General features: G+C 53.9%; 13 protein-coding genes. 11 read left to right on the top strand and 2 right to left on the bottom strand.

What is annotated here, in order from left to right; translation table 11 throughout:
• Positions 1-9 precede the first annotated feature (9 nt).
• From NEV57_RS11685 to NEV57_RS11655, 7 genes are read left to right on the top strand one after another with little or no spacing between them, the layout of a single operon-like run.
• Complete coding sequence (locus NEV57_RS11685; protein ID WP_257658509.1) at positions 10-1,914, top strand: metallophosphoesterase; 1,905 nt, start codon at positions 10-12, stop codon at positions 1,912-1,914.
• Positions 1,883-3,250: a (R)-1-hydroxy-2-aminoethylphosphonate ammonia-lyase gene (pbfA, locus tag NEV57_RS11680; RefSeq protein ID WP_257658508.1), complete on the top strand. Its 1,368-nt coding sequence runs from the start codon at positions 1,883-1,885 to the stop codon at positions 3,248-3,250. Before NEV57_RS11685 ends, pbfA begins: the two co-directional genes overlap by 32 nt.
• 19 nt (positions 3,251-3,269) lie before the next feature.
• The gene (locus NEV57_RS11675) at positions 3,270-4,211 is read left to right on the top strand and encodes an alkaline phosphatase family protein (RefSeq protein ID WP_257658507.1); all 942 of its coding nucleotides are present in this window, start codon (positions 3,270-3,272) and stop codon (positions 4,209-4,211) included.
• A gap of 30 nt (positions 4,212-4,241) precedes the next feature.
• Positions 4,242-4,928 (top strand): HAD hydrolase-like protein, encoded by a 687-nt coding sequence (locus NEV57_RS11670; RefSeq protein ID WP_257658506.1) that lies wholly within the window; start codon positions 4,242-4,244, stop codon positions 4,926-4,928.
• Positions 4,929-6,260, top strand: a complete 1,332-nt coding sequence (locus tag NEV57_RS11665) for a DUF5690 family protein (RefSeq protein ID WP_257658505.1) — start codon at positions 4,929-4,931, stop codon at positions 6,258-6,260.
• Positions 6,257-7,399: a TIGR03364 family FAD-dependent oxidoreductase gene (locus NEV57_RS11660; protein WP_257658504.1), complete on the top strand. Its 1,143-nt coding sequence runs from the start codon at positions 6,257-6,259 to the stop codon at positions 7,397-7,399. Before NEV57_RS11665 ends, NEV57_RS11660 begins: the two co-directional genes overlap by 4 nt.
• A gap of 15 nt (positions 7,400-7,414) precedes the next feature.
• Positions 7,415-9,883, top strand: a complete 2,469-nt coding sequence (locus tag NEV57_RS11655) for a phosphocholine-specific phospholipase C (protein WP_257658503.1) — start codon at positions 7,415-7,417, stop codon at positions 9,881-9,883.
• A gap of 41 nt (positions 9,884-9,924) precedes the next feature.
• Here NEV57_RS11655 and NEV57_RS11650 read toward each other — a convergent pair whose 3' ends face one another.
• Both NEV57_RS11650 and NEV57_RS11645 read right to left on the bottom strand, forming a co-directional pair.
• Positions 9,925-10,392, bottom strand: a complete 468-nt coding sequence (locus NEV57_RS11650; RefSeq protein ID WP_257658502.1) for a VOC family protein — start codon at positions 10,390-10,392, stop codon at positions 9,925-9,927.
• Between the two features lie 67 nt (positions 10,393-10,459).
• Complete coding sequence (locus NEV57_RS11645; RefSeq protein ID WP_257658501.1) at positions 10,460-11,269, bottom strand: AraC family transcriptional regulator; 810 nt, start codon at positions 11,267-11,269, stop codon at positions 10,460-10,462.
• 124 nt (positions 11,270-11,393) lie between these two features.
• Here NEV57_RS11645 and NEV57_RS11640 point away from each other — a divergent pair, with 124 nt between their 5' ends.
• The 4 genes from NEV57_RS11640 to NEV57_RS11625 all read left to right on the top strand — a co-directional run bounded on the left by NEV57_RS11640 (position 11,394) and on the right by NEV57_RS11625 (position 17,949).
• Entirely contained in the window at positions 11,394-12,002 is a 609-nt protein-coding gene (locus NEV57_RS11640; RefSeq protein ID WP_257658500.1) for an RNA polymerase sigma factor, read from the top strand.
• Positions 12,003-12,049: 47 nt separating this feature from the next.
• Positions 12,050-13,063 carry a FecR family protein gene (locus NEV57_RS11635; RefSeq protein ID WP_257658499.1) on the top strand — a complete coding sequence of 338 codons (1,014 nt, stop codon included), beginning with the start codon at positions 12,050-12,052 and terminating at the stop codon, positions 13,061-13,063.
• Between the two features lie 222 nt (positions 13,064-13,285).
• Positions 13,286-16,612, top strand: a complete 3,327-nt coding sequence (locus NEV57_RS11630; RefSeq protein WP_257658498.1) for a SusC/RagA family TonB-linked outer membrane protein — start codon at positions 13,286-13,288, stop codon at positions 16,610-16,612.
• An 11-nt stretch (positions 16,613-16,623) separates the two neighbouring features.
• Positions 16,624-17,949 (top strand): RagB/SusD family nutrient uptake outer membrane protein, encoded by a 1,326-nt coding sequence (locus tag NEV57_RS11625; protein ID WP_257658497.1) that lies wholly within the window; start codon positions 16,624-16,626, stop codon positions 17,947-17,949.
• The last annotated feature ends 11 nt before the right edge of the window (positions 17,950-17,960 follow it).

The following is a 17,960-nucleotide window of genomic DNA, read 5'->3' as shown; positions in this document are numbered from 1 at the left end:
TGCCGAACCATGTTGGAAGCAAAGTTATATAAGGTGATTCTGGCGGTTGCATGCGTCATCGGCTTCCACGGAGCGATGAGCCAGGAGCGTAGCAACGAAACGGTGGCCGATTGGTGGCTTTGGCCCGGTTATACGCTGACTGGCAAGGCCCAAAATATAAAAGCGCAGCATGGCGTTTATCCTGTTGAAGCGCGGGAGGCACTCTCCATTGGAAACTTGTCCTACACGCTTTTTGGAGCAAACCCTACCGGTAGTATTTCTGAAATACTACCGGAACAGGGTAATCCGGATCATATGAAGGCATTCACGGTGGAAATGTGGCTGATAAACCACGTTAACCATCCGATTGGTGCCGCTGTTTCGATGCGTCGCCAGCCGCATTCGGACGATCCGTTGTGGCTACTGGGTTATTACGATGACCAGGTGATCTTTTCATTGGACCCCGGGAAACCTTCGTCCGGGGACAATAGGGCTCAGTATACCATCGATGGCCGTGGCTGGAAAAACCGGTGGTGGCATATTGTGGGCACGTATGACGGTCGTCAGCTCTGCCTGTATCTCAATGGGGCCAAAGTCTTCCAAAAGAATACCGCCGCACCGGAGACGCTGTTGGGAGACCGTTTAACCGCCACCGGATACCTGGCAGCGGAACCATACATGGAAGTAGGCGACCTGCTCAAAAATGCGCGGTTAACGGCACGCGCCCTAACGGAACAGGAAATTGCCGGCCGCTTCTCCGAATTGAAACGAATGGTGGAAGCGGGAAAATTGCTGCCGGAAGCGTTTCATTTCAATGCCGGGCCTTACCTGAATCAGGTAACAACGGAAAGCGCAACGCTTGTTTGGGAGACCGACAGGCCTGCAACGGTGGTTGTGCGTTACGGCGAAACACTTCCATTGACCGGGCAACTGAAATGGGATGATCAGCAGTACAAGGCCGAAAGCGACTTTCACATCGGAAAGGCGGCGTTAACCGGTTTAAAACCAGGTACCCCCTATTTCTATGAGATCGAGGCGGTAGCTGATGCCGGAGATACGCTTACGTCGGGCGTATTGACATTTCAGACGGAACCTGAAACACCCTCTTCCATTTCCTTTGGCGTGATTGGCGACACGGAAGCGCGGCCGCATATTAACAACCGGATTGCGAAGCTGCTTTGGGGCGAGCGGCCGGATTTCGTATTGCACACGGGCGATATCACCGACGGCGGTACCCAGGCCAACAAGTACGAGTGGAACTATGAATATTTTACCGGCATGGGCCAGCTGCTGGAGCGGTTGCCGGTATATCCGGTAGCGGGAAATGGGGAGGGCGATCTGTTTTGGTACCGGCAGTACCATACATTGCCTTCACCCGATGGATATTACCATATCCGGTATGGGGATGCGGAATTCTTTATGCTTAATAGCAATAACCCCGGCGATTTTGCCCCGTCGGGTGCCCAGTACCAATGGCTCGAAAAGCAGCTGGCCGCTTCTACGGCACGCTGGAAGTTTGTTGCGCATCACCATGCGTTGTATTCGGCGGACGATGATGATTATGGCGATTCCTGGTCGGGAAAATCGACTCTGGGTGACACCGTATTGCAGCAAATTGTACCCCTTTATGAAAAATACGGAGTGGATATCGTGTTCTACGGGCACCTGCATACGTATCAGCGGACCTATCCGCTCACCGGGGGAAAGGTCGATCACGACCACGGGGTCGTTTATGTACAAACCGGTGGTGCCGGCGGAAACCTAGAGGATTTTACGCCCAACCGCGCATGGTTCAGTGCAAAAACCTACCGCGGACATCATTATGTAACAGTCAGTATTTCAGGGAATCACCTCAACCTACGCATGTACGATGCGGAGGGGAGGCTTAAGGACGATGTCGATTATGAACAGCGAGGCGTCGAGGGAGCAAGGTGACATCAATAGCGGTGCCCGGCGCGCCGGATATGTGGCTGCGCTGGATGAGCACACCCGCGCCTGGATTGCCGCGGATGCCGACAGCTTCCTGCACCAGGCGCTGTCCACCCCCGTGATGAATGTACTATCCAAAACGGAAGGGGCGTATTTAATCGACCTGCAGGGCAACCGCTACATCGATCTGCATGGCAACGGAGTGCATAATGCCGGGTTTTCCAACCCGGCCGTGATTGAAGCGGTGAAACACCAGCTGGAAGACAAACTGGCATTTACTCCACGCCGGTATACGAATATTCCGGCCGTAAAGCTGGCGCAAAAGCTCATCGGACTTACACCCGGAGAGTTAACACGCGTGCTGTTTTGTCCGGGCGGCTCCGAGGCGGTGGAACTGGCCATTACCCTGGCGAAACAGGTAACCGGACGGTGGAAGACATTGTCGTACTGGGACGCGTATCATGGCAATGGCTTCCAGGCCGCCAGTGTGGGCGGCGAGGAGCACTTTGCTACGGGCAATGGCCCGATGGTGCCGGGGGCCTTCCATGTGGAGTTTCCCAATTACTACCGTAATCCTTGGGGACTGAAAGACGGGGAAGCAATTGACGAACAGTACATCCGGCAGCTGGAGGTCATTATCCAGCGCCATCCGGATATCGCGGCGTTGGTGGCCGAACCAATATCCGCTACACCCGTCGTACCCTCACGCGATTACTGGGAACGGGTCCGGTTGATCTGCGACCGGCATGGGATCGTGTTGATTTTTGATGAAATCATTGAGGGGCTTGGCCGGACGGGTAAATGGTTCGCCTGCGAGCACTACGTGGAACCCGACATACTCGTGCTGGGAAAATCGCTGGGGGGCGGGTTGCTGCCTTTTGCCGGTATAGTAGCTAAGGGAGCTTACAATGTGCTCCAGCACCGCTCCATCGGGCATTACACGCACGAAAAGAATCCATTATGTGCTGCGGCCGGCCTTGCCGCAATTGAATATATGGAGCAGCAGGGACTGGTGGCCCACGCCGCCGGAATGGGAGCATACCTCATGGAAGGGCTCTTGGCGCTGAAAGACCGCTATCCCATCATCGGCCACGTTGCGGGGAAGGGACTTCACCTGGGCATTGACCTGGTGAAACACACCGATACCAAGGAACGGGCAGTAGCCGAAGCGGAGCGGATCATGTACGAATGCCTAAAGCGGGGGGTGGCATTCAAGCTGATTGAAGGAAATGTCATCACCATAAGGCCGGCACTGACGATCAGTAAGGCACAGTGTGATGAGGTACTTGACGTATTCGCTACGGTGTTTTCCGGCGCCGAACCAGCAAAACATTATGTATGACCTTTTAAAACAAACCAATATGAAATGGAATCAAGTTAACCGGTTAGCGACGGCCGTCCTTTTGCTGGGGCCGTGTACAGCCAGTGTTGCTCCTGCACAGGAGCCAATTAAGCATATCGTGGTTATCGGTATCGACGGATTAAGTGCCAGCGGTTTGCGCGGAGCAGAAACGCCCGTCATGGACAGCCTCATCGCGGCAGGCAGCGCCTCCTGGAGTGCCCGGACCGTATTGCCCTCGGTAAGCAGCCCGAACTGGGCGTCTATATTACTCGGTGCCGGACCCGAGCAGCATGGGGTCACCAGCAACGACTGGAAACTGGAAACGCATACACTTCCTGCGGTGGTGCGGGGCAGCGATGGCCGGTTCCCCTCTATTTTCAGCGTATTAAAAAGCCAGCATCCCGATGCTCAGGTCGGTTCGGTCTACCAATGGGAGGGCTTCGGTCGTCTCTATAATCATGCCTTTGTCGATTACGACCTCAGGCAATCCACGGCAGACTCCACGGCCGCCGCTGCCGCACATTACATTCAGGAAAACCGGCCAGTACTGACCGTCGTCCACCTCGACCATGTCGATGGGGCCGGACACCATTACGGGCACGGCTCGCCGGCATATTTTCAAGCCATCAGTAAAGCAGATACGCTGGTCGGTCAGCTGCTGGACGGAATAAAGCGTGCGGGAATCGCCGGGGAAACACTCGTTATCATTACCTCGGACCACGGCGGCATCGGAAAAGGCCACGGCGGGGAAACACCCGAGGAAACCACCATACCCCTGATCATGTCCGGACCGGGCATCAAAGCCGGGTATCAGCTAAAGCAACCCATATACCCCTATGATATCGCCGCCACTATAGCCTTCGCACTACAGCTTAAACGACCATACGTATGGATCGGAAGACCGATCCGCGCCGCTTTCACCGGGGCTGATCAGCCGGAGAATGAAGGCCTGTCCGATTAAATAGAAGTAAACACGGAAAATAGATTAGTTATGAGTATTTCACTAGTAGTTTTTGACATTGCGGGAACCACCGTCAAGGACGACAACAGAGTAGGTGAGGCATTCCAGGCTGCCCTGGAGAAATTCGGACACCATGTTCCCATTGAACAGATTAACCCATTCATGGGGTACGAGAAAAATGAGGCGATCCGCGCGATCTTAAAGCCGTTGGAAAATGGGAATGGAGCGTTAAGCGATACGGAAGTCGCCGCCATCCACCGCTCATTTGTTGGCCGCATGGTCCGTTACTATGAAACAACGGACGAAATCGAACCCCTGCCACATGTCGAAACCACGTTTGACCGGCTACACGCCATGGGCATCAAAATAGCCCTTAACACCGGATTCTCCAGAAACATTGCCGATGTTATTCTCGAAAGACTGGGATGGTATAAAAAAGAACTTATCGATTTTATGATTGCCTCAGATGAAGTGGAACATGGCCGCCCACACCCCGATATGATCCGGAAGCTGATGGCCCGTGCCGGTGTTACGGATGCATCAGCCGTTGCCAAGGTAGGGGATACCGAGGTCGATATCAACGAAGGGAAAAATGCCGGCTGCCGCTATGTCATCGGGATAACCACCGGTGCGTATTCGAGAGAAGAGCTGGAGCAGCATGCGCCGACGCAGATCATCGATGACATCCGTGAAGTGGTTGACATTATCCAATCCTAAATGACACACTTCCTTAACCAGCTGCGGAAACAGGCAGCAAAAATGCCGGTTGCCTACAGTACGCTGATTACCGCTTTAGCCGCTTTCGGCTGTTACACCAGCATGTATGCCTTTCGCAAAGCGTTTACCGCGGGTACGTTTGAAGGGGAGGCCCTTTTGGGAATCGACTACAAGGTCTGGCTGGTGATTGCCCAGGTATTTGGATATATGCTGAGCAAATTTTACGGTATCCGGTTTATTGCCGAGCTGGGGCACCGGCGGCGTGGAGTAAAGATCGTCGGGCTGGTCGGCATCGCCTGGGGTGCGCTGCTGGCTTTTGCGGTAGTGCCGGCGCCGTTTAATATTTTTTTCCTGTTTGTTAACGGACTGCCGCTTGGTGTCATTTGGGGGCTGGTTTTTTCTTATTTGGAAGGCCGGCGAACGACCGAACTACTGGGGGCGGTAATGAGTGTAAGCCTGGTCTTTGCATCGGGTTTTGTGAAGACGGTTGCGCGCATCCTCATGGAAAATGTGCAGGTGACGGAATACTGGATGCCGTTTTGCACGGGACTGCTTTTTGTTGTACCGCTGCTCATCTGCACGGCGCTGCTTGAGGTAACGCCTCCGCCGGATGCCCGCGACCAGGCGCTGCGGACGGTCCGGGAACCCATGGGGCCCGCTGCACGGAAGGCGTTTCTGCTGACCTACCTTCCCGGGCTGGTGCTGACGGTTTTCGCTTATTTGCTGTTCACCATTATCCGCGATATACGCGACAATTTTGAAGTGGAGATCTGGGCCGACATCGGCGTTTCCGGCAAGTACATCTACGCACAGACAGATTCGGCCATTGCGATTGCGGTGCTGGTGCTGATGGGCTCCCTGATCTTTATACGGAACAACCTGAAAGCCTTTATGCTAATCCATATCATGATCCTTACCGGATGCCTGCTTGCCGGTGTGTCGACGTGGCTGTTCCAGCAGGGAATGATTGGCGGCATCGGTTGGATGAGCATTGCCGGACTGGGGTTGTATATGGTGTACATACCCTATAATGCCATTTTTTTCGAGCGGCTATTGGCTACGTTCCGCCATACGGGCAACATCGGTTTTGTAATGTACGTAGCGGATGCCGTTGGCTACCTGGGTAGCGTTGCCGTACTGGTTATCCGGGAGCTTGGACTGGTGCACCTGAGCTGGGGAACATTTTTCCAGCAGGCGGTATTGCTTTCATCTGCACTTGGTGGAATCTCCGTAGCCTTCTCGCTATGGTACTTCCGGCAGAAGAAAATTAACACAAACAAAAGACAACAACAGCCCGCCTGGGAAGGGGGCATTACCTATTCAAGTACATGAAACCGCATCAAAAGAAAACCGCCATTGTCATCGGCGCAGGTATTGTGGGGCTTGCCAGCGCAAAAGCCCTGGCCAGTAAAGGCTATCACGTAACCGTTTACGAGCGCCACCCTCAGCCGGTTGGTGCATCCGTACGTAATTTCGGCATGATCTGGCCGGTAGGCCAGCCGGCGGGCGAAGCGTATGCCTGGGCAATACGCTCGCGGGATACCTGGAAAGAGGTTTGTACCCAAGCCGGTATCTGGCACGAACAAACGGGATCACTGCATCTCGCCTACGATGAAGCGGAACTTGCTGTAATGGAGGAATACGCGACGATCTACGGCGGTGAAAGAGCCTGTGGCATGCTTACCCCCGAACAGGCATCCGCCAAGTCGCCGGCCGCAAACCCCAACGGCCTTAAAGGGGCACTCTGGAGTGCCGAGGAAGTCATTGTCGACCCGCGGGAGGCTATTGTTAAACTTGCTGGATACCTCGAAACACGGTATGGGGTAGCATTTAAATGGAATACCTGCGTAAACCGGATTGCCGAATCGACGGTTTATTTCGGCAGCGGCCAATTTCAGCAGGCCGACTTTATCGCGGTATGCAGTGGGGCTGATTTTGAAACGCTATACCCCGATGCCTATTCGGCGCTGCCCATTACCAAATGCAAGCTTCAGATGATGCGCCTGGCTGCCCAGCCCGATAACTGGCGTATCGGTCCGCCCCTGTGCGGCGGACTATCCCTGCTGCACTATGGCGCATTCCAGGCGGCACCTTCACTACCCGCGCTTCGGGAAAAGGTCGGGCGTGAACTGGGCGAGTACCTCCAGTTGGGGATACACGTCATGGCATCGCAGCATGGGAACGGTGAACTGACCATCGGCGATTCCCACGAATATGGCCCCGCGCCCGATCCGTTCGACAGGCAGCACATCAACGGACTCATTATTGATTACCTGATGCGATTCACCCGGTTTAAAAATTACCGGCTGGCCTCATCCTGGAATGGGGTATATGCCAAAATGACCAACGGCAAAAATCACCTGCTGCTTCAGCAGGACGATAACGTTGTTGTCCTCAACGCCTTGGGCGGCGCCGGTATGACGCTGTCTTTTGGGCTTGCCGAGCACATTTATGTTGAACAGATTTTGTAATTTAACCTCCATATTATGGAATCCAGAAGAACTTTCTTAAAAAAAGCGGCGTTACTCGCCGGATCAACAGCGGCAGTGCATACGCTGCCACCCTCCATCCAGCGTGCGTTGGCGATAGAGCCGCTGGCGGGCACCACCTACCTCGATGCGGAGCATGTGGTGTTTCTCATGCAGGAAAACCGGTCGTTTGACCACGCCTATGGCAGCCTGCGGGGTGTGCGCGGATTTAATGACCCGCGGGCGATTACGCTGCCAAATGGCCTTCCTATATGGGCGCAAAGCAACGCGCAGGGTGAAAGCTTCGCCCCCTTCCGCCTGGACATCAAAAATACGAAGGCCACCTGGATGGGGTCGCTCCCCCACGGCTGGAAGGATATGGTCCACGCCCGGAACGACGGGAAAATGGATACTTGGCTGGAAGCCAAAAAGGCCGGTAACCCCGAGTACCGGCACATGCCGCTGACGATGGGGTATTACGACCGCGAAGATATTCCGTTTTACTACGCGCTGGCGGATGCCTTTACCGTGTGTGACCATCATTTTTGCTCTTCGCTAACGGGCACCAGCGCCAACCGGTCGTATTTCTGGTCGGGTACCATCCGGGAGAAGCCCCGTGATCCGGATTCGGTAGCCCACGTAGACAACGGGCAGATTAACTATAAAAACATCGGCTGGACAACATACCCCGAGCGGCTCCAGGAAGCGGGTGTACTCTGGAAGGTCTACCAGAATGAGCTCAGCCTTCCCGTTGGTTTTGAAGGGGAAGAGGAAGACTGGCTGGCCAATTTTACAGACAACAACCTCGAGTTTTCCCGGCAATACCACGTCCGTTTCCATCCGGCGCACCGCGTTTACCTTAAAAAACGGGTGCAGCAGCTGGAGGCAGAAATCCGTGCCGATAACCAGGCAGACGTAACCACATTGAAAGATAAGCGGGGGCTGCTGGCACAGCTGCAGGCGGATCTCGAGACTTACAGTGCCGAAAACTTTGATAAACTGACGGAATTTGAGCGCGAAATCCACCGGCGGGCGTTTGTAACCAATACAGCCGATCCGGATTACCACGAGCTGGAAACCATTCACTATACCGACCAAGATGGCGAGAAAAGTGTGCAGGTACCCAAAGGCGATGTCTTCCACCAGTTCCGGAAAGATGTCGAATCGGGGAACCTGCCCACCGTTTCGTGGCTGGTGGCACCCTGTAATTTCTCCGACCACCCGGGAGCGCCATGGTATGGCGCTTGGTACGTTTCGGAAGCACTCGATATCCTGACGAAGCACCCGGAAGTGTGGCAAAAAACCATCTTTGTGCTTACCTACGATGAAAACGATGGGTATTTCGACCACATGCCCCCATTTGTGCCGCCGCATACCGGCATAAAAACCGGGGGTGCGGTAGCCTCCGGTGTTGATACCGCCGACGAGTACGTTACCGCTGCCCAGGAAAAGGTGCGCTCGGGCAATCCGGACGCAACGCTCGACAGCCCGATCGGGCTCGGCTTCCGCGTCCCGCTGGTGGTCGCCTCCCCCTGGACGAAGGGCGGCTGGGTAAACTCCGAAGTGTTCGACCATACCTCGACGTTGCAGTTCCTGGAGCATTTCCTCGAAAAACGGACAGGTAAAAAAGTAAACGAACCCAATATCAGTGCCTGGCGGCGGCTGGTATGCGGGAACCTGACCTCCGTATTCCGCCCCGCAACGGCGGCCGCTGATGCATCTCTCCAACCCTTGGGGCGCGACGGTTATGTGGCGCAGATTTATTCGGCGCGGGATAAGGGGCTGCCCGGAAACTACCGGCTGCTCGCACCCGCTGCATTGGAGCAGCTGCGAAAGCAACCGGCCCGGTCGACCTCGTTGCCGCAGCAGGAACCGGGAACCAAATCCGCGTGCGCCATTCCGTACGACATTACGGTTGACGCCCGTGTCGACCGGACAGCCAAGCAGCTCACCATGGCATTTAAACTGGCGGGAACGTTACCAAAAACCAAAGTGATGGGGGTGCCGTTTCGCGTGCACACACGTGTCCCCTACCTGCCCGACGATCAGCCCGGGCGCACCTGGAATTTTGCCGCTCGGGAAAAGGAAGACCTCCACTACGCATGGCCGCTGGAAGATTTTCCGGATCAGCACTATCGGCTGCAGGTACACGGCCCTAACGGATTTTTCAGGGAGTTTTCCGGCGACCTGCAGGACCCGGAGCTACAGCTTTCTGTGTCCGGCGACCCGGCAACGGGAAATTTGAAGCTTATGGCTTCATCGGTTCAAAACATGCAGCTGGTGCTGAAAGATATGGCTTATCAACGGCCGGTAAGCGAGCTGTCCGTAAACGCATCCGGCCAAACGCTGCTGATCGATCTGTCTGGCTCCGATGGCTGGTATGATCTGCTGGTGGAAGCGGCCGGCTACCCCGGCTTCCGGCAACGCTTTGCGGGCCATGTGGAAACCGGAAAACCCAGCACCACCGATCCGTTGATGGGTGGATAACTGGAAAAACCTGCCCCGGCACATCGTCCGGGGCAGATCCGCTATTGCTGGGGCGAATAGGTTACGATATCGATACCAACACCATTGGGATCTTCAATAGCGAAATGCCGGTCGCCCCAAGGTTCATCGCGCAACGCAATCCGGATGGTGACGCCTTTCCTTTTCAGTTCGTCATACAGGGCGTCCACATCGGCAACTTCCAGCGTCAGGTACACCCCCTTACCCGGGAACGGCGCATGGAAAAGGGGCTGCTGCGAAGGGTGGTTGGGCAATAAGAAGCTAATCTCGGATTTCCCTCCCGGCGTGTGCAGCAGCACGTAAAATTCGTTTTCGAACGTAATGCCAAACCCGAGCGTATTAACGTAAAAGTCCCTGGTTTCGGTTAATCTTTCGGTAATAATTCCTGCATTGAGTTTCATGGTCTTACTGTTAAGCATTGAGTCGGTCTGTGAATACCCTGCCGCTACCAAAAGCAACAGGCCGCATAATAAAACACCTATCTTTTTCATGTTGGTTAAATTCCGGTGTAAAATTCCGCTTTACCCGGATAGGAAGATTGTAAAAATCAGACAATCGCTACCCGCCAAAAGCCCTGCCCGGGGTAATACCGTAGAAACTCCGGAAAGATTTGATGAAATGCGCCTGATCATAATAACCGGATTCGAGAAACAGTCCGGATTTTCCCCGCCCCTGGCCGGCTGGCTTGGTCTGTAACAGCTGCTGGAACCGCACCACCTGGCTGAATGTTTTCTGTGTGGTACCCACGTAATAATTGAATAGTCGCTGCAATTGCCGCGGACTGATGCCGGTATCCAGGTCTGTATCGGTATTTAAGACACCCTGTTTCGTTAAAATAAGGTCAAGCGCATGATAGAGCCGGTTGTCGTAATTAAAACGAGCAGATTCCAGCTGCGTTAAAAAATACCGGTCGAGTAATGCCCCCGTCTGGGCCATCGTCAGCTGGTCCGTCAGGTGATCGGCGATATACTGCGCCGCCGAGGGGACAACGGCATCCAGTGCTTCATATCGGTCGCTCAACAGGGAGGCATCTATCCGGAAAAGCTGTGGAAACATGGTCGGCAGAAACCGGACGCCTACGTAATGAAACGTGTCCGCGAGCAGAAACTCCGTATACCGCCGGCAAAAGCCCATCACAAAACTTTGTTCTGGATTCCGCAGTTCAACGAACATATCGATGCATCCGTCCGCAATCACCCGGTAGTGGAAGGGTTCTGCCAATACCTGTGTGGTTTGCAATGTCCAGTAACAATAGATGTGTGACTGTAGGAGCGGATGAGGCGTGAATTCCCGGTAAACGACGCTGTCAGCCGATTGCCTGATGGCCGGCTGGATAGGGGAGTACAGCTGTCTAATACGTTCGATCATCGTCATAGCGAATATAGGACAAGTTTTATAAAGCGCAAAGGGTGCCCGGTGCCATACCTGATTACAAACATAATATTCAGGTAACATCCACCTGTTATTTTTGCATCGTACAAGTGATGTGTCCATGAGCGATATACAAGACGCGATACCTGCTGACCGTTTTCTTTTGATGCAACTCGCCCGGGAAAACCCATGGGCGTTGGAAGCACTGATGCGGCGGCATGAATCGAGGGTCTATCAATTTATATACAATTTAGTCAAATCGGCTGAGCAGGCTGAGGAAATCACACAGGACATCTTTATCAAGCTTTGGGCATCAAGGGACGAACTAAGCCACATTGAGTCGCTGCCCGCCTGGTTATACACCGTTAGCCGGAACCGCGCACGCAATGCACTGAAGGAACGGGCGTCCCGATATATACGGGAGGAAAATTACGCTGCAACCCTCGACGCGGAAGTAGATGGTGAAGCAGAGATCCATTACCGGGAGATGCGGCACGTCATGGCGGATTTCGTTGATACGCTTCCCCCAAGGCGCCGGACGATATTCCGCCTGAAAACAGAAGAGGGGCTCACCACGGAAGAAATCGGCCGACAGCTCAACATCTCCCCGCATACCGTGAAAAACCAACTAAGCCAGTCTTACCTTACCCTCCGCCGGCTGATGCGCGAGTCTGCCTATTCCCTGTTTTGGACGACCGTCCTGATTAATGATTTCTTAACTAAACTTTAACCTATTGCGATAGGCCGGATACGGCGCTGGCATTGTCATCATAACAGATGGACACGTCACGACTAAACGCGCTTTTTGAACGGTACCTTGCCGATGGCTTGTCGGCGGATGAACAGCTGGAATTGTTTCAGCTGCTGCGCGACCCTGCGAACCAGCAAGCATTTGACCGGCTGCTGGATGCCTGGTGGGAAGAAACATCCCGCTCCGAAGGCGGGGCTCCGGATCCCGACGGTGAGCGCCGTATCCGCCAGGTGATGGAAGCGATCCGGGGCGACCGGCCCAAACGCCGGTGGGGTTGGAATGCGCTGGCGGCAGCCTGCGTATTACTGATCTTTTCGGTTTCCCTGCTCTGGAAACAGCCGCTGGCACCAATCCGGGAAGAGGTACAGGTAAAAACCCATGAGATTACAACCGCCTACGGCCAAAAGAAAACCGTGCGGATGACCGATGGCTCAGTCATCCATCTCAACGCGGGAAGCAAGCTCCGGTATACAGATGATTACAACGGCACGCGGCGTGAAGTGGTGCTCCAGGGGGAGGCATTTTTTGACGTGGCCAAAAACCCGGAAAAACCTTTTATCGTACACCACGCCCAACTGGATATTGAAGTATTGGGTACCTCCTTTAATGTGCGTGGCGTTGACCGCAAGGGAACGGTAAATGTAGCCGTAGCCTCGGGTCTGGTCACCGTGAAAACACCTACGGATACCTCCCGAATGCCCGTCGTTCACACGGTGTCCCCCGGTCAGGAGCTTACCTATGACCGCACACTCCGGCGCACCCGGGTATCCCGGATTGATGACATGAAGCTACGGACGGCCTGGAAAGATGGCGTGCTTGTTTTGCGCGGCCATGCGTTTGCCGATGTAGCCTCCATGCTGGAGCGCTGGTATGACGTTCAGGTCAGCTTTAACCGGGTGGCCATGCAGCATTGCCGCTTTACCGGCGAGTTCCGTAACCTCCCGGTAAACAAAGTCCTGGATTTACTTGCCCTGAGCTCCGGTTTTACTTACCGGATTGCGGGGAAAACGGTTTATATCGATGGAAAAGCATGTAATTAACACGATTCAAACGAAAGAAAGGGAACGTATGGCGATATACTGACAGCAGTAGGAAAAGGCTTCCGGCAAAGTGCCAGAAGCCCGTAGTAAGTTCGGTGCCTTTAGTCTGGACAACGGTAAGGCATCGACCAGGTTAACAAGTCAAATACTCAACTCATTAATTACGTATCAAAAGTAATGAAAAAGAATGTACGAATTCTTTCCACCTATCTATTTATTGCAATGAGATACAGTTCATTGATTCTTGCATGGGTCATACTGAGCTTCTCGATGATCAATGCCCGTCCGGCGGATGCCCAAAAACTGAGGGAAACGACGGTGGCACTGCAACTGCAAAGCCAGACACTCCGGCAGGTGTTTCGGGAAATCGAGCGCCAAAGTACCTATCGCTTCGTATATCGTAACGGATCAATCCCCGAAAGCCGGCAAGTTTCCGTCGATATGCAGGCCAGCCTGTCGGACGTATTGGACTACCTTGCGGAAGTCACAGACACCCGCTACGAGCCTGTAGGAAAAAACATTGTCGTTACCTATGCTCCGCCGCAACAGCCGGTTCAGCTGAGCGGCCGGGTCGTGGATACGGAAGGCGCTACCCTCGGAGGCGCCAGCATCCGCATCGTAGAAACCGGACGGAGCTATAGCGCCGATAATGAAGGGCGGTATGCATTCAGCCTCGTTCCGGGTGTGTACACCTTTGAAATCAGTTATGTGTCTTATGCAACCCAGCAGCGCAGGGGCATCTCAGTTGAGGCAGGCAAGCCGCTTACGCTCAATTTTACCCTTGAGGCGCAACTGGGCGAACTTGGTGAGGTCGTTGTGGTCGGATATGGCCAGAACCTCCGGAAAAACCTGACGACGTCAGTAGCGAGCTTAAGGCCTGCTGAAGTTCCCCAGCGGAATGTTGCAAGCGCAAACCAGCTGCTCCAGGGACAGCTGGCGGGCGTTAATCTATCGATGACCAACGGTACGCCCGGTGGGCGCTCACGGGTGAGCATCCGCGGCATCAGTTCCATCAACGGCGATAACGAGCCACTTTATGTGATCGATGGAATTCCACTTTCCAAAGAAACCGCCAGTTACAACTTCTCGGGCGAATACCGTCAGGATCCCCTTTCGTTGATTAATCCAAATGACATCGAATCGATTGACGTATTGAAGGATGCTGCGGCAACGGCCATCTATGGCAGCCGTGGTACCAACGGGGTTATCATCATTACGACTAAACAAGGTGTCAGCGGTGCGCCGAAGATCAGCTTCAGCCAGTCGACCGGTATCGGCGTGATGCCGAAAAAACTGGACCTGCTCAATCCGCAGGAATACATTGACATGCAAACCGAGGCCGTGAATACCTACAACACGGATATGGGATATGCGCCCGGCTCAACAGGATACATCGATATCAACAAGGTATTGGGTGCCGTGCCTTCCGACCCTTACGATGTCAACTGGCAGGATATCATCATCCGCAACCAGGCACTGTCGACACAGACCGACCTGTCGTTCAGCGGCGGCAATGATCAGGTGACCTACTTTACGTCGGGCGGATACCAGTACCAGGAAGGGATGATCGAGAAGAGCTCCCTGAAGCGCTATTCTTTCCGGAACAACATCGATTATAAACCGTATCCATTCCTGAATGTTGGCGTACGGCTGAACGGTAACTACACCCAGAGCGAATCCATCCCCAACGGCGACCAGGGAACGGCATTGTTCCAACGCTCACTGGAGCAGCGGCCCTATGACCGGCCATTTCTGGAAGATGGGTCGTATGCCGTGGGCGGGCTCGATGTGCTGCGCCACAATGCGCTCATTATTCTGGATAAGGACGATACACAGGACAAAAATTTCCAGGGGCTGATCAACGCTTACGCTAACATTCATTTTCTGAAGTATTTCTCCTTCCAGACCAGCTACAATACGGAAATCCGCCTGGGCAATGGCCACCGGGTACAGCGGATCGGCCACCCGTACAATGGAAGCAAGGGTTGGATGCGCGATGTCCGGAATTACCGGTATTCGGGCACGGTTGATAATACGTTGACGTTCCGCAATGAGTGGGCGAATGGACTTCGGCTCGAAGCCATGGCTACCTATTCCTTTTTCCGGGATGTCTACCATTTCAACGAGGCAACCGGCCAGGAATTCCCGTCGGATGATTTCAAGCACATTACCGCAGCGACCATACGGACGGGTGATGAGGACGGCGAACAGTATGCCATGGAATCGTACATCGGAAGACTGGTGATGGGCTATAAAGACCGTTACCTGCTGTCCGCGTCGGCCCGCTATGATGGATCCTCCAAGTTCTCCAGCGATAACCGTTATGCCACGTTCCCTGCCGTAAGCCTGGGTTGGGTATTCTCCGAAGAACAGTTTATGGAAGGGGTAAATGCGTTGAATTTCGGTAAGCTGCGGTTGAGCTGGGGTAAAACCGGCAATCAGGACGGGATTAAGAATTATGCCTATTTCCCGCTAGCTAAGGGGGGCTATAATTACAACGAGCTGACTGGCCTGAGCGTCACCAGCATTGGGAATTACGACCTGATGTGGGAAACTTCGGAACAGATCAATGCGGGTGTCGACCTGACGTTCCTGGGTGGTAAATTGGGACTGACCTACGATTACTTCGTTAAAAAATCGGAAAACCTGCTCTACAACGTTCCCGTGCTGGCCACCAGCGGCTTTTCCGAGCGCACGTCCAATATCGGTTCAATGGAAAACCGGGGGCATGAGCTGACAATCAACAGCACGAATATCCAGCGTGATGCTTTCCGGTGGACCACGAACTTTAACATTTCGTTTATCCGAAACAAGGTAACCAGTCTGGTCGGTGATGCGCCGGTGCTTGTCGGCGGCTGGAATGCCATTATCGTTGGCCAGCCGCTGGGTACCATCTACGGCTATAAACAACTGGGTCTTTACCAGACCATCGATGAGATTCCACAGTCGCTGGTCGGTCAGGGTGTAAGGCCGGGCGATATCCGCTTTGACGATGTTGATCAGAATGGAATCATAAACTCGTCGGACCTGCAGGTCATCGGCAGCGCCCAGCCGAAGTTCAGCGGCGGCATGACGAACACGGTCACCTTCCGCAATTTCGATGTTTCACTGTTCACCACCTATTCGGTGGGCAACGACGTTGCCGCCGCCTGGCGGAGCGGACTTGATCACCTAGGGGGGCGGGATTACGGCGGATTGGCCGAAAGCTACTATGCGCGGTGGACAGGCCCAAATACCAGCAATACGGTGCCACGCGCTACAAAGAGCGGGTTTAATATCCGGAACAGCAGCTATTATGTGGAAGATGGCTCTTATTTCCGGGTGAAGTCGCTGACGGTCGGTTACCGGTTGCCTCAGTCGTTCATCCGCCGCATCGGTATGGAATCGGTACGGGTATTTGCTACCGGCGTCAACCTGCTCACCTTTACGGATTATAGTGGGTACGATCCGGAGGCATCCCAGAACATCGACGCGCGTAGTTTCGGTGTAGACAACCTCGTCACGCCACAGCCAAGAAGTTATTTAATGGGTTTGACAGTTAATTTTTAAAGTTAACCGACATGTATCACAAAAAAGCAAACATCAAGACATTATTACTGGCCATGCTGGTCATCCTAACATCGGGCTGTTCGAAAGAGCTCGACCTGGTTCCCGAGAGCGGCGTTTCGCCAGACCAGATCAACGCGGATAACATTACGTTCTTTCTGAACGGGTTGTATCGCCGGTCCATTCCCGACCGCGACGTTTACGTGCTTCAGGATATCCGCGGAGGAAACTATACCTGGACGGCGCTATCGGGTAGCAATAGCAACTATGGGGTATTGATCACCGGGGACAACGTAGACGATCGGCTCAGCTTTTCAGAAGACATCTGGGAACATGCCTACCGCAACATCTACAACGCTAACACCATCATCGACGCCACTGGCCAGCTTGGCGATACCGAGGTACTGCAGACGGTTAAGGCCGAAGCCAGCTACCTGCGGGCTTACCTGTATTACCAGCTGGTCACCAATTTCGGTGGTGTTCCACTGATTCTGACCAACACGACGGAAAATCTTCCGAGGAATACCGCTGAGGAGATCTGGAACCAGATTTTAGTGGACATTGATTTTACCATTGCAAATGCGCAGCCGTTCCAGGTAAGTGGTGCTAAAAAAGTGTCTGTTGAAGCCGCCCAGGCTTTCAAAAGCCGTGTTTTGCTGGCTTTGGGCCGTAAAGACGAAGCCGCTGAATTGGCCGCAGCCGTTATTTCGTCCATTGGACGGGACCTGGATGCTGACTATGGCCGGATATTCCGTAACACAGATGCAGCCTCGGAAGTCATTTTTGCATTCAGTAACCTGATTACTGAGAGCAATATCCGGATGTCCAGCCTTTTTTGGCCGTATGGAACGGAATGGGCCGGCTCCTATTTTGTGCAACCTTCGGATTATGCGGTAAATGAACTGTATGAAGCGGGCGATGTCCGTAAAAGCGTCAATATCCAGGATGTTCCGAGTGCGGATGGCGCACTGACCATCGTCAGCAAGTACTGGGATGTCCAGCCGGTCGTTATTTCGCGGCTGTCAGAACTGTACCTGATCTGTGCGGAAGGTTTCGGCGCAGACAAAGGATTGGCGTACCTAAACACATTGCGGCAGAAGCGTGGTGTGGATGTGCTGGCAGCCGGGGATTTTCCAGATGCGGATACTTACCTGAATGCCGTACTGGAGGAGCGCCGAAGGGAACTGTACAGCGAAGGGTTTTTGTTTTACGACCTGGTGCGGACTGATAAGGCCATCGATCTGCCGAATGTCAGGCTGAAGGCGCATTACCTGCTGCCTTTACCGGGCGCACAGATCAACCTCTCTGAAAACGTACTGGAGCAGAACGACGAATATTAATCTTTTATATG

This window comes from Parapedobacter lycopersici (assembly GCF_024643285.1).
Classification (GTDB): domain Bacteria; phylum Bacteroidota; class Bacteroidia; order Sphingobacteriales; family Sphingobacteriaceae; genus Parapedobacter; species Parapedobacter lycopersici.
This window is presented reverse-complemented; position numbering and strand designations above follow the sequence as displayed.